9 protein-coding genes are annotated in these 12,919 nt (G+C 42.7%); 3 read left to right on the top strand and 6 right to left on the bottom strand.

The features are described from left to right. Window positions 1–96: 96 nt before the first annotated feature. The 3 genes from IEX80_RS00895 to IEX80_RS00885 form a co-directional block, all read right to left on the bottom strand. Window positions 97–1,836, bottom strand: coding sequence for a RagB/SusD family nutrient uptake outer membrane protein (locus tag IEX80_RS00895; RefSeq protein ID WP_188831640.1), 1,740 nt, complete (start codon window positions 1,834–1,836; stop codon window positions 97–99). 26 nt (window positions 1,837–1,862) lie between these two features. Further along, window positions 1,863–5,063, bottom strand: a complete 3,201-nt coding sequence (locus tag IEX80_RS00890) for a SusC/RagA family TonB-linked outer membrane protein (RefSeq protein ID WP_188831639.1) — start codon at window positions 5,061–5,063, stop codon at window positions 1,863–1,865. A 417-nt stretch (window positions 5,064–5,480) separates the two neighbouring features. Then, a complete protein-coding gene (locus IEX80_RS00885) occupies window positions 5,481–6,767 on the bottom strand; it encodes an esterase-like activity of phytase family protein (RefSeq protein WP_090524657.1) in 1,287 nt (428 codons plus the stop codon). A 206-nt stretch (window positions 6,768–6,973) separates the two neighbouring features. Here IEX80_RS00885 and IEX80_RS00880 point away from each other — a divergent pair, with 206 nt between their 5' ends. Both IEX80_RS00880 and IEX80_RS00875 read left to right on the top strand, forming a co-directional pair. Next, entirely contained in the window at window positions 6,974–8,536 is a 1,563-nt protein-coding gene (locus IEX80_RS00880; RefSeq protein WP_229701472.1) for a M20/M25/M40 family metallo-hydrolase, read from the top strand. A 7-nt stretch (window positions 8,537–8,543) separates the two neighbouring features. Then, window positions 8,544–9,641, top strand: a complete 1,098-nt coding sequence (locus IEX80_RS00875; protein WP_188831638.1) for an alginate lyase family protein — start codon at window positions 8,544–8,546, stop codon at window positions 9,639–9,641. 47 nt (window positions 9,642–9,688) lie between these two features. Here IEX80_RS00875 and IEX80_RS00870 read toward each other — a convergent pair whose 3' ends face one another. The 3 genes from IEX80_RS00870 to msrA all read right to left on the bottom strand — a co-directional run bounded on the left by IEX80_RS00870 (window position 9,689) and on the right by msrA (window position 11,992). Beyond that, complete coding sequence (locus IEX80_RS00870; RefSeq protein WP_188831637.1) at window positions 9,689–10,720, bottom strand: class I fructose-bisphosphate aldolase; 1,032 nt, start codon at window positions 10,718–10,720, stop codon at window positions 9,689–9,691. A 145-nt stretch (window positions 10,721–10,865) separates the two neighbouring features. Next, window positions 10,866–11,384 carry a peptide-methionine (R)-S-oxide reductase MsrB gene (gene msrB / locus IEX80_RS00865; protein WP_188831636.1) on the bottom strand — a complete coding sequence of 173 codons (519 nt, stop codon included), beginning with the start codon at window positions 11,382–11,384 and terminating at the stop codon, window positions 10,866–10,868. Beyond that, entirely contained in the window at window positions 11,384–11,992 is a 609-nt protein-coding gene (msrA, locus tag IEX80_RS00860; protein ID WP_188831635.1) for a peptide-methionine (S)-S-oxide reductase MsrA, read from the bottom strand. Before msrA ends, msrB begins: the two co-directional genes overlap by 1 nt. Window positions 11,993–12,199: 207 nt before the next feature. Between msrA and IEX80_RS00855 the strand changes: the two genes are divergently transcribed. Beyond that, window positions 12,200–12,706, top strand: coding sequence for a ricin-type beta-trefoil lectin domain protein (locus IEX80_RS00855; RefSeq protein ID WP_188831634.1), 507 nt, complete (start codon window positions 12,200–12,202; stop codon window positions 12,704–12,706). Window positions 12,707–12,919: the final 213 nt, after the last annotated feature.

Below are 12,919 nucleotides of genomic sequence, written 5' to 3'. Positions count from 1 at the left end.
GATTAGGGGATTGGTTTATTCTTTAAAGATAATAATTAACACAAAAAGGCTTTCTCCCTGCGGGAGAAGCCTTTTCTGTTAAATGATAACAATATGCTAATTACCGTATGCCGGATTTTGAGTTAAGTTAGGGTTTAGCCCACGCTCAAGCTGCGGAATAGGATAAAGATCACGACCTACCGGAAGTGATGTATTATACAAGCCATGAAGCTTTAAACCGTTATCTGCATCAAGCTTTGCATCTGCAGTGTTAGGGTTAGGGATCATGTTTGTATTGTTGTCGACTGTACCGTAAGCTTTTTTAATGAATTCGGCAGCTACACCAGCCCTGCGCAGGTTATAAAACACAGAATACTCACCCGAAAGTTCATGCCTGTACTCGCTGTAAACCATTTGTAGTGGGTCTGTGATTGGGCTTGAAGCCGAACCGTCATAATTTGCACCATCCTGCATTACAGCCGGAGCAGTGCCGCCCCACGCGCGGTCCCTTACCTTTTTAATCGTGGCCAGGCCACCTGCTGCGTCACCTGTACGGATCTGGCACTCGGCTTTATCAAGCAATACTTCGGCATAACGTAACAGTATTTGATTTTGAGCGCCAAAAATTGTTGAATTACCGGAGTTAGCATCAAGGTTGGGGTCACGCCACATTTTAGCACAGTAGAAACCGGTACGTAAGCCATCACCGTCAGAACCATACCATGGATTGGCATGGGTACCACAGGTATTGATGATTTTACCGTCATCCCCGGTGTATTTAGCTTTTACCTTAGGATCGGAGCTCGCAAAACCTGCTACTACTAAAGGATAAACTTTAATGCCACCCCGACCTATAATTCCCGGACTAATGTTCTCATCGCCGGGGCCAATCACTGTTGCCAGTTTACGTTTGTCACCAGCCTGATATGAATAATATAATCCCGGATTGGCATAATCATAACCGAAGTTTGAAACCTCCTCCGGCCAGCTAAAATCCGAAATCCAGGCTACTTCATTACCTGCACCCCAACTTTGGGTACCTGCTACTGTAAACTGCACCTCAAATATCGACTCAGCATTATTTTGATGATTGTACTCATTTACATCTATAAAATTAGGCATCAGTGAAAAATGCCCATCCAACTGGTTAAAGTTTGCCAATGCACCGGCGTAATCTTTATTCCACATTTGCGCGGCACCTTCATAAGCTAAAGCAGCACCTTTTGTTGCCCTTCCAAGTTCAGAAGCCGGCAAATCTTCCCTCCATGGTAATAAAGTTGCAGCCTGCTTGGTGTCGGCAATTACCTGTGCAAATACTTGTTCTTGTGTACTTCTTGCGGTTAAACCATCAGTTACCGATTTAAGCTCCAGTGGCACACCGCCAAAACTACCCGCCAGGTAGTAATAGGTCATTCCGCGTAAAAAGTAGGCTTCACCAAGCAATCGGTTAGCTAAACTTTCGTCAAGAATCCCTTTGGCTTTCATTTCGGGAATGATTTCAATTGCAGAGTTAGCCCGAGATATACCCACATAAGCACGTTGCCAAAAAGTCCTGATCGGGCCAAAATCTGTAGTTATTGCGTAGTAATTATAAAAACGGTCATTTCCCCAGTTAAAAAAATCATGGGTTTGAAAGTTAGCATAATACCAGATCGACTTTTTTAGCAAGTCGGCATTTTGATAGGTATCATAAATTGAGTTTACAAGCGCTATACCGTCAGATGCTTTATTAAAATAAGCATCTTTAGTGAGCTGTGTATAGCTTGTTTGGTCAAGAAAATTCTTTTTACAGCTCAATGGAACCATAAGTGTGGCACCGAGAGCAATTAGTGTGATATATTTTTTATTGATTTTCATTTCTTTACTGTTTTATCGCTGCCCAATTAGAAAGTTACATTTAAACCAAGTGTATAAAACTTAGATGAAGGGTAATTACCCGCATCAATACCAGATGCTGTTGCACTTCCATTAGCTGTGCCAATTTCAGGATCCAGACCTTTATACCCGGTTATAGTAAACAAATTCTGGGTAGAAAAGTAAATTCTCACCTTTGATAGGGTTAACCTTTTGGTGACGTCAGACGGTAATGTATAACCCAGGGTAAGGTTCCTTAAACGGAGATAGCTACCATCTTCAACATACACACTTGATGGTACATTATTTGCGCTGGTATCATCATTATATGTAAGCCTTGCGTAACGATTTGATGGATTACTTGGAGTCCAGTGATTAACATAATAATCGTAACCTACGTTTTCAACACCAACAAAACCCGGGGCCTGAAAGCTTTCAAGCGTCCTTTGCTGATAATTCAGGATCTTATTTCCGTAAGAGCCGTAGAAGTATGCGTTAAGATCAAATGCCTTATAGGCAAAATCGAGGTTTAAACCGCCATAAAATTTAGGGATCGGACTACCGAGGCTTGTCCTGTCTGAAGGGGTAACCTGTCCGTCGCCATTAGTGTCCGCATAGTAACGGTCTCCGGGTTGGGTAACGCTTTTCCAGTAATATGGGTTACTTGGGAATTTAGCTGCAGCCGCGGCGTTTAAAGCATTAATTTGCGCCTGCGACTGAAAAATCCCCAGCGATTTATAACCAAAAAATTCACCTACAGCCTGCCCGATATTGGTTTCGCTGAATTGGCCCCAGCCATTACCGTTAAGACCGGTAACCGTGGTAAGGTTATCAATAAAGGTTAAGCTTTTGTTAATGCTAACTAATTTATTCTTAACTGTGGTAAAGGTTAAACCCAAACCATACCTGAAATCATTTACAGTATGGTTATAGTTTACGGCAAATTCAAAACCTTTGTTATTGATTTCACCAACATTTTGGGCCAGGTTTTGGCTAAAGCCAGTTTGTGACGATACAGGAAGGTTTAACAAAAAGTCTTTCGATCTCCTGTTATAATAATCAACTGTAAAAGTAAGCGCGCCATTCAGGAAGGCAGCATCCATACCAATGTCAGTTTGGTAATCAGTTTCCCATCGCAGGTCTGGGTTGGCAGGTTGTGTTGGTGCCAAACCGGGTTGATAGACCTCTCCTGACGAACCATTTTTACCAAATGGATAGCCCACGTTTGTGCCGGTAGTAGCTGCACCACCTGATGAATATAAGGCATTATATTGAAATAATGGAATAGAGCCCTGATTACCAACTTCGCCATACCCTCCTCTGAACTTCAGATCAGACAGCCATGCAACGTTTTTCAGGAATGATTCTTCTTTAGCTTTCCAGGCTACGGAACCCGAAGGGAATACACCATATTGATGCCCGTTAGCAAATTTCGACGAACCATCGCGCCTAACGGTACCTGTTACAATATATTTGTCATTGTATTTATAGATTAACCGTCCAAATTGTGAAGCAAAAGTTGTTGTATATTGGCTGCCTGTAACAACAAGATCGTTAACCTGCGCCAGATCCCGAAGGGCATTATTGATCAATTTATCTCCGGTACCTGTCATATACCGGTAGGTATTTGATTGTGCTGAAACACCACCAACAAAGTTAATAGCATGCTTTCCGAAGGTTTTATCATACGATATGGTATTTTCCCATAACCACTCAAAAGTGTTATTTGCGCTTTGCGAATAAACAGAATTTTGATTAGCACCGCTTAAACCATATTGCTCCTGCCAGCGAAGGTCTTCCGGTTGAAAGAAGTAACCCGAATAGTCGCTTACGTTTAGGCCCGCATTGGTTTTGATCTTAAGCCCGTCTATAATAGTCGCCTCTAATGAGCTACTTGCCAAAAGGTAATTATTTAGGTTTTTATAATCGTTTTTTTCAATAGTATATAATGGATTGTTCCAGCTTTTTGTGTAAATATTGATCGGGTTATAAAAACCATAGTTCCCATTTTTGTCTTTTATCTGGTTGGTTAACTTATTACCACCATCAAGCGTAGGGATAAGCTCTGTTAATTGCTGCAATGATCCTGAACCAAATGGATTATTTTGATCCTGCCTTGAATACTTAGCACTGGTAGATGATTTAAGCCATTTACTTACGGTATAATCAATATTCATACCCAGGTTTAACCGCTTAAAATATGAACCTAAAACAATCCCCTTTTGGTCATAATAACCAGCTGAAAAGGCAGATTGAATTTTTTCGTTGCCTCCGCGTATACCAAGGTTGTAGCTCTGTTTTGCCCCCTGGCGATAAATTGCATCCTGCCAGTCAACACTGGTTAATGCCGAAGGATTTGCCCATTCAGGCAATTCTGTAAAATTACCTTCAGATGCGTGATCTTCATTGGCCAGGGTTGCCCATTGCTGAGCGTTAAGAACTTTATACTTTTTTGGTTTTGATTGCAATGAACCATAGGCATCTAACGATACCTGCACCCCACCATCCTTCCGACCTTTTTTTGTAGTAATGATGACAACGCCGTTTGCTGCCCTAACACCATAAATAGCTGTTGCCGAAGCATCTTTCAACACATCAATATTAGCTATATCATTAGGATTAACGTTATTTAAGCCTCCGCTGATCGGGTAACCATCAACCACATATAGAGGCTCATTACCATTTGTAGCCAAACTACCTACCCCCCTGATCAATACACTCACGCTGCTACCGGGTGCGCCATCATTATTAGTAACCTGTACACCCGCTGCCCGGCCTTGCAAAGCCTGATCAACGCTGGTCACAGGTACTTTACCTACCTGATCGGCGTTGATTGAACTAATAGCCCCGGTTAAATCTTTACGCTTAGTAGTACCATAACCCACAACAACTACCTCGGTTAGTGTTTTATTATCAGGCACTAACGATACGTTAATAACCGATCTGCCGTTTATGGCAACTTCCTGGTTTAAGAAGCCAACAAAGCTAAAAACAAGTGTTTCATTGTTACCGGCGGTTATTGAGTAGGTACCATCGGCCTTTGAGCCCGCAGCCTGCGTGCTCCCTTTTATCTTAACGGTAACACCCGGCAAAGGTAGTCCGTTGTCCGAACCGGTGATCTTACCGGTAATCAATTTACTTTGGGCTTGCCCCGACAGGCTTATCAACACAAATGATAAACTTGTACAGAATAAGGCCACAACTTTTTTGATACGTAGTTTTCCTCTCATACGTTTTACTTTAATTTGTTAAAATTGGTTTAAAGCACATGATCACTTCTTAACAGTTGTCGCCAAAGAGATTATATGCTAAGTAAAAGTAGCCAGAGGTAACAATCGATTATAATACGATATGAGTGGTTTTTTGTATTATTTTAACATAACCTAAAAATATAAATTTAAAATTTCAAATAACTAACTATCAATTAGTTAAAACTTCAAAGCAAAACCAAAAGCCAATATATTATCGCCATCGTGATAAAATAATACATGTCAATGTTAAAATTAAATCACCGAATAAATGTTATTTTAACAATAAAATTGATTTTAATTTTAAAACATTACCCTAACGTTGTGCAGGTTGTATAAACAAAAATGCCTACCAGTTAACACCGGAAGGCATTGATCATTTTTAACTTTTTAAATCCCCTATTTTAGCTTCACAAAATAGATCCTGTTCCTGTCAACCGAATTTGTAGCAGGCAGAATTTTAGCTGCAAAGCCATTTTTACCGTTATCAACAACACCAAAATCGTCGTCATTTGATATAGCGAGGATATTACCGGGCAACAAAGCCAAACCTTCGGCTTTATCATGAGGGTATACCTTTGGCAAGTCTTTAAGTAAATCGAGCACCAGTGTTTTGGTAACCGGGGTAATACCGGCTGCCTGTAAACCGGCGGCATCATTAAGCTCTTCAACAGTTTTGGTGTTATATAATTTGCCGTTAGCACCGTTCGCGGGGTCGGAGATATCGGTAGCATTGCTGATATCTATTTTAAATACTTTTTTAAACGTAGCTGGATCGGTAGGCGCACCTCCGAACTTACCATCGCGTTCAATAGTTAAAAATGTAGTGGCATTAACAGCGGTTATATCGCTAACGCCTGTTAATGAAGTATTATCCATAAGGTAAGCATACTGTTTTGTATTGCCCGTTGCAATATCAAAGGTAAGGATGCGCAATACAGTTGAGTTAGCAACCTTTGCTTTAGATGGGTTATACATTGGCGATTGCATCATGCCAACCAGTGTTTTGCCATCGGGTGTGATAGCCAACCCTTCCATACCGCGGTTAGCCCTGCGGGTAGCAAATACAGCCGGGATTTTACGGCCACCGGTTCCTGATCCGTAAGGGTTAATGCGTTCGATGGTTTTGCCGCTGGCATCAAAGTGAACAATATGCGGACCGTATTCATCGCTTACCCAAAAAGTACCGTCGGCTGCCAAAACCAAACCTTCCGAATCAATACCATCGGCACTTGGTGATAACTGATTTCCGCTCAGATCAAACGGAATTTCGCCCGAAGCTCCCATTCCGGCGGGGTTTGGTAAACCATTTAATTTCCCGCCGTTGGCATTTTTTAACTCTATGGTTTGTTCCAATACCAGTTTATCATCCTTTAACCTGAACTTACCTATCTGCGGATCAAAGTCTGGTTTACCGATGATGATGGAATTGGCTGTCTGCCCGGCAACGTTTGAACCACGGTCGGTAAGCAGGTAAAACACATCTTTCTGGTTAGGATCTGCTGCCACTGCCGATCCAAAGCCGCCATTATAAACCTTTACACCGTCGGCAGTGGTGAAAAGGATAGCCGGATTTTGCGCCTCGGCCATATCAGGATAGCTGAATGGGTTTATCTTATTATCATCGTGGCAGGAAGAAAGGATCGCCGCGGATAACGCGATGACGCTAAGGAATTGTTTTTTCATTTGATAAGTGATCGATTAGTTTTACAAAGGAATCGGCCATATGTAAACCTATTGTTAATTCTATAACAATAATTTAACCTACAGGTACAAATTCTATTAAATCTTAACATGTCAACAACTCAACATTTTGCAATATTTATGTTACTTACCAATATCGTTTAAGATAAAACGTATTACCTCATCCGCTTTTTCATATTTTTAACCTTATGAAACATATTTACCATTATACCTGCAACAACCTTTGGAACAAGGCAAGGCCTTTTGTTTTGGGCATGCTGCTTTGCAGCGGCATAGCTTCGGCACAATCAACTAACCCGGTTATTAACAGCATCATGACCGAAGAAACCACCAACTCTCAACTGGAAAAGCTGGCGCATGAGCTGTTTGATGGTATCGGCCCCCGTTTGGTTGGTACGCCGCAAATGAAACAGGCAAACGACTGGGCAGTTGCTAAATACAAAAGCTGGGACATCCAGGCTAAAAACGAAAAATGGGGCGAATGGCGCGGCTGGGAACGAGGGATCTCGCATATTGATATGGTATCGCCAAGGGTAAAATCCTTAGAAGGCACCCAACTGGCCTGGAGCCCGGGCATGGGTAAAAAGACCACCACTGCCGAGGTAATTATTCTGCCGGACGTGGCTGACTCAGCAGCCTTTCAACAATGGCTCCCCAATGTAAAGGGTAAATTTGTAATGATCTCCATGCTGCAGCCAACCGGCAGGCCCGATTATAACTGGCAGGAGTTTGCCCTGAAGGAATCATTTGACAAAATGAAAGCCGAACGCACCGCCCAAACCGATGCCTGGAAAAAACGCATCAGCAAAACCGGGTTTACCAATAAAACTTTGCCTGTAGCATTGGAAAATGCGGGCGCAGCAGGTATCCTGACCAATAATTGGTCGGCCGGGTTTGGGGTTGATAAGATCTTTGCTGCTTATACCAAAATTGTGCCTACGGTTGATATTGCATTAGAAGATTATGGTATGCTTTACCGCCTGAGCGAATCAGGCAACAAGCCGGTGATCAGTATTCATTGCGAATCAAAAGAATTAGGCGTAGTGCCAACCTTTAATACCATTGCCGAAATCAAAGGAAGCGAAAAACCTAATGAGTATGTAATGCTGAGCGCGCACTTTGATTCGTGGGATGGCGGCACGGGTGCTACTGATAATGGTACAGGTACCTTGACCATGATGGAAGCCATGCGCCTGCTGAAAAAATTCTATCCACACCCAAAACGTACCATATTAGTAGGCCATTGGGGCAGCGAAGAGGAAGGCCTGAACGGCTCACGTGCTTTTGTTGAGGACCATCCCGAAATTGTTAGTAATCTGCAAGCCCTGTTTAATCAGGATAATGGTACCGGCCGCGTAGTAAACCTTACCGGGCAAGGTTTTGTGGAAGCTAAGGATTATTTAAGCAGATGGCTTGCCGCTGTACCGGATACGATCAAAAACCGGATCAAAACTGTATTTCCTGGTCAGCCGGGCGGTGGCGGGTCTGATTTTGCATCGTTTGTAGCTGTTGGTGCACCCGGCTTTTCTTTGGGTTCGCTTAACTGGTCGTACGGGTCTTACACCTGGCACACCAACCGCGACACTTATGACAAAGTTGTTTTTGACGACCTGAAAAACAATGCCATTTTAGCCGCCATCATGGCTTATATGGCCAGCGAAGACCCGCAAAAAACCGTTAATACCAAAACCGAAGGCATTAAATGGCCGGCGCAGGTTAAAGCAACGCGCCGCGGCGGATTGGATAAGTAGGCTGAAGATGAGATATAATAAAACGGCCTTATTTACATTCCTGTTGCTGCTCTTAAGCTTTAGTTTGCAGGCACAGGAAAACAATAAAACCAAATTTGTGCATCCTGGTATTTTAAATACCAGGGGCAGTTTGGACCTCATCAGCACACAACTAAAGGCTGGTGATACAATGCGCACCGCGGCCTACCAAAAGGTGCTGGATTTTATTAAAGATCATGAGTACCCGGAGTCGTTCCCATCCACCATCGTTGTAGGTTCAAATGGGGCTACATCACCATCAAAAACGCAGATCAGAAAAGATTGCGAGCTGGTGTACGCCTTTGCATTGGCCTGGGCTGCTACCGGTAACGCTGATTATGCAAAAAAGGCGATAGGCTTACTTAACGGTTGGGCATATGCTTTCAAGGAGTATGGCTTGCTGGAAGGAAAAACCAATCCAAACCAACCCGATTTGGAAGCTTCATGGACTACCCCGTGTTTTGTTGCCGCCGCCGAGATTATCAGGTATTATAAAGTTAAGGGTAAATCAGCGGGATGGACGGCCGCTGACATTGAGCAGTTTAATAAATATCTTATCAATGTAAAGGATAATTACATCAGCAAGATCCCCGACTATAAAAACAACTGGGATGCATCGGCAGGATATGCAAAAATGGCTATCGGTGTATTTTTAGATCAGGATTCGGTTTATCGTGCTGGGTATGATTTGCTGGTAAAAGAATTGCCCAACATCATTCAGCCAGACGGTACGCTGCCTGAACTATGCGTTCGTAAAGATTGCGTTCATTACCAATATTCGCTAACGGCCTATGTGTATGCTGCTGCCATCGCCAAAATAAGGGGAGATAGCAGTTTATGGGAGATCGGCAATAAAAACATCAGTCTTGGATATGATTTTATGCGGAAAGCCTATGAGCAGAAAACCGGCTGCGATTACTGCAACTTAAACAGCCGAATTTTTCCGGGAATTGAGGTTGCCTATGGCTACTACAATACCGGTAACTTAAAATATTTAAGAGATTTACAAGCACCGCTTGGCGTCCCTATAGACAATACCTTTTTAGGTTTTACTACCTATACCCATTACAAAGTTAAGGGGCTATAAAAACAAGCCAACAAAAACGCCGCCCGAAAAAAGGCGGCGTTTTTGTTTTATGCTACCGGATGCTTCTCCAGCTCTGGCGTATATTTGCCATCACGGGCTACAGTATTAATATGGGCCCGTTCATATAACAGCTTTTGTGCCTCTTCAATATTTTCATCTTTACCGCCCCATTTCTCCAAGGCAGGCTGCTGCACCGCCCTTGAATATGAAAAAGTTAATGCCCAGGGCATTTTATCTTTAAAACGTACATGCATAGCGTTTAACCGTTCGGATGCCAGTTCGGGCGATTGCCCGCCCGAAAGGAATGCGATACCGGGCACAGCAGCAGGCACACATCGAAGGAAACAATTGATAGTAGCATCGGCTACCACATCTGCACTATCCTGTTGGGTAGCTTTAATACCAGGCACTATCATATTGGGCTTTAATATCATACCCTCAAAATTTACCCTTTGCTGGTACAACTGGTTAAATACAGCATGCAAAACCTCATTAGTTACTTCAGCACAAGTTTGAAGCGAGTGATCTCCATCCATCAAAACCTCGGGCTCCACAATAGGAACAATCCCGGCTTCCTGGCATATAGCAGCGTAACGGGCCAATAAAAACGCGTTTGCTTTGATACTGCCACTTGTCGGGGTATTTTCACCTATGGTTATAACCGCCCGCCATTTGGCAAAACGCGCACCTGCTTCATAATATCCGGCCAAACGTTCCTGCAAGCCATCGAGGCCCTCAGTGATTTTTTCGCCGGGAAAGCCATCCATATCCCTCGCGCTTTCATCTACCTTAATGCCAGGGATAATGCCCTTCTCCTTCAATATATCTATAAACAGCTTACCATCCACAGTACTTTGTTTTATGGTTTCATCAAACAAAATAGCACCGCTAATGGCTTCCTCAAGCCTCGGCGTAGTCACAATCAGCTCGCGGTACTTTCGCCGGTATTCTTCCGTTTGCGGGATATTCAGTGCTTTAAAACGTTTGTTACAGGTAGCGGTGCTTTCGTCCATTGCCAAAAGGCCTTTATTACCGGCCATCAGCTGTTTTGCGATATCTTTCAGGCTTTGCAGTTCCATAGTAATTTGCTTGATTGTTGCTGAATAACACAAGTTAATTCATACTTGTTTTAAGCGGCAAAGAGAATATTGCAGGTTTACTTGTGGATGACTTTAGCAGGTAAATTGATGTAACGAACCGGTCGTTAATAATTGTCACACCAGCTTACAGTCCAAATCCCTCAGGTACAAAATCAAGAGAAACGGAGTTCATACAAAACCTTTTATGTGTTGGCGGCGGACCATCATCAAATATATGCCCCAGGTGCGAATCACAGCGGGCGCAGATCACCTCCGTACGCTGCATGCCGTACGAGTTATCTTCTTTATAAATTACACTGTTTTTGCGCACAGGTTCATAAAAACTCGGCCAGCCGCAGTCGCTTGCAAATTTGGCATCCGAGCGAAAAAGTTTATTGCCGCATACCGCGCAGTAATAAGTGCCTTTAGTATCCTTGTTCCAGTATTTACCGGTAAATGCGCGTTCGGTTTCCTGTTCTCTCGCGGTGGCGTACAAAGCTGGCGGCAGGATCTTTTTCCACTCGGCATTTGATATATTCAAATGCTTTGTATCGGTATTGGAATAATAGGGGTTGTTTTCGTGCCCCTTTATTGTCTTTACTTGCTGCGCAAACACTCCCGTTGTAAAAAACAACAGCGCTGCTATTATAAATACCGCTTTCATTATTGCTTCAGTTTATCTTTAAACACTTTTTTAAACTTTTCCAGTTCGGGCTGGATCACATATTTACAGTATGGTTGGCTGCCATTCTGGTTAAAATAATTCTGGTGATAGTCTTCGGCCTTGTAAAAAGCTTTGTATGGAACTACCTGTGTCACTATCGGATCTTTATAAGCTTTTTCGGCATTCAGCTTCGTAATGTAATATTGGGCCTTTTGCTTTTGCCGGGCATCATGATAAAATATAGCCGATCGATATTGCGTGCCTACATCATTACCCTGCCTGTTTAATTGCGTTGGGTCATGCGCCACAAAAAATGCAGCCAGCAACTCGTCATAGGTAATTTTTGCCGGGTCGTAGATAATATTGCAGGCTTCCGCATGACCGGTTGTACCAGTACAAACCAACTCGTAAGATGGGTTGGCCACATGCCCGCCGGAAAATCCGGAGATCACTTTTTCAACCCCTTTTAATTGCTGAAATTTAGCTTCGGTACACCAGAAGCACCCCGTAGCAAAAGTGGCGGTATCTAATACCTTTTTAGGTGCAGATGCCAAAACAGAAAAACAAGCCGTTAACAGCACGGCTATGAAACAAGTTATTTTTTTCATGTATAACATATAGGTTTTATACGATGCGTATCTATAGCAACTAACGTAAAAAACATGCATAGCGTTGAGCAAAATTATCATATTAATGCTTTGTGATAGTTGTTTGACAAAACATGCTGTTTTACTTCGAAAGAATAATGGAAATTTAAAACATTTTGAGATTTTGCTAATTGTATCAATATCAATTAACCAATTAAAATTTCCGTCATGAAACATGCATTCATTTTTGGGACTACCATATTTTTGTGCGAGCAAAATACGCTTACTTATAGCGATGGGCTTAGTAATATTGAGTTTTTGAGGATCCTTTCATTTTATAATGAACAAAAGGGCAAAGTGCTTACCATCGAGGCCAATATCAACGCTCCAAATGGCGAAACGATCAGGATAAGTGCTAATGCCAATGAAAACGGCGCTGATATACACCTTGATGTAACTAAAGGTCGTATTAAGATATTTCAACCCGGACACGCGGAGCCTTTGCTGGATGTTTACCAGTTCGATCCGCATGAATACAGCGGTTTATCAAGCCATGTGCTGAATGAGATCCACGCGCAGCATCCTGACCATGTATTAACCATTAAAGGAAATTTCTTTGTTGGCGGAGCGCATTTCCTGATAGAAAACGAAAAGATGTTCATAGATAATAATGGCTATGCCAACGGTGTAGTGAATGCGCATAATGGGATAATACTATCGGCTGCTGTGGCGTGAAACAGCATTGAATTTAACCGATTGTCGCCTTGAGTAGGGTTTATTTGCGCACAAATGATCGCATTGCAGATGACATTTTTTGTATCTGATAATCAGCATATTGCCGACTTGTCAATGGCAGCGATAGCACAAGATCTTCTTCGATAAGCAAAACTGCTATACAGGGCGAAGAAGATGCTTCGTTCCCACCCATGACAACTTAAAACGGGTGTC

It is taken from the genome of Mucilaginibacter rubeus, from assembly GCF_014643835.1.
GTDB lineage: Bacteria > Bacteroidota > Bacteroidia > Sphingobacteriales > Sphingobacteriaceae > Mucilaginibacter > Mucilaginibacter rubeus.
This window is presented reverse-complemented; position numbering and strand designations above follow the sequence as displayed.

Bases quoted from the DNA above. Each gene is read 5' to 3' on its own strand.
- IEX80_RS00890 (WP_188831639.1), bottom strand. From the start codon at position 5,063: ATGAGAGGAAAACTACGTATCAAAAAAGTTGTGGCCTTATTCTGTACA.
- msrA (WP_188831635.1), bottom strand. From the start codon at position 11,992: ATGAAAAAAATAACTTGTTTCATAGCCGTGCTGTTAACGGCTTGTTTT.
- IEX80_RS00885 (WP_090524657.1), bottom strand. From the start codon at position 6,767: ATGAAAAAACAATTCCTTAGCGTCATCGCGTTATCCGCGGCGATCCTT.
- IEX80_RS00880 (WP_229701472.1), top strand. From the start codon at position 6,974: ATGAAACATATTTACCATTATACCTGCAACAACCTTTGGAACAAGGCA.
- IEX80_RS00895 (WP_188831640.1), bottom strand. From the start codon at position 1,836: ATGAAAATCAATAAAAAATATATCACACTAATTGCTCTCGGTGCCACA.
- IEX80_RS00855 (WP_188831634.1), top strand. From the start codon at position 12,200: ATGAAACATGCATTCATTTTTGGGACTACCATATTTTTGTGCGAGCAA.
- IEX80_RS00870 (WP_188831637.1), bottom strand. From the start codon at position 10,720: ATGGAACTGCAAAGCCTGAAAGATATCGCAAAACAGCTGATGGCCGGT.
- msrB (WP_188831636.1), bottom strand. From the start codon at position 11,384: ATGAAAGCGGTATTTATAATAGCAGCGCTGTTGTTTTTTACAACGGGA.
- IEX80_RS00875 (WP_188831638.1), top strand. From the start codon at position 8,544: ATGAGATATAATAAAACGGCCTTATTTACATTCCTGTTGCTGCTCTTA.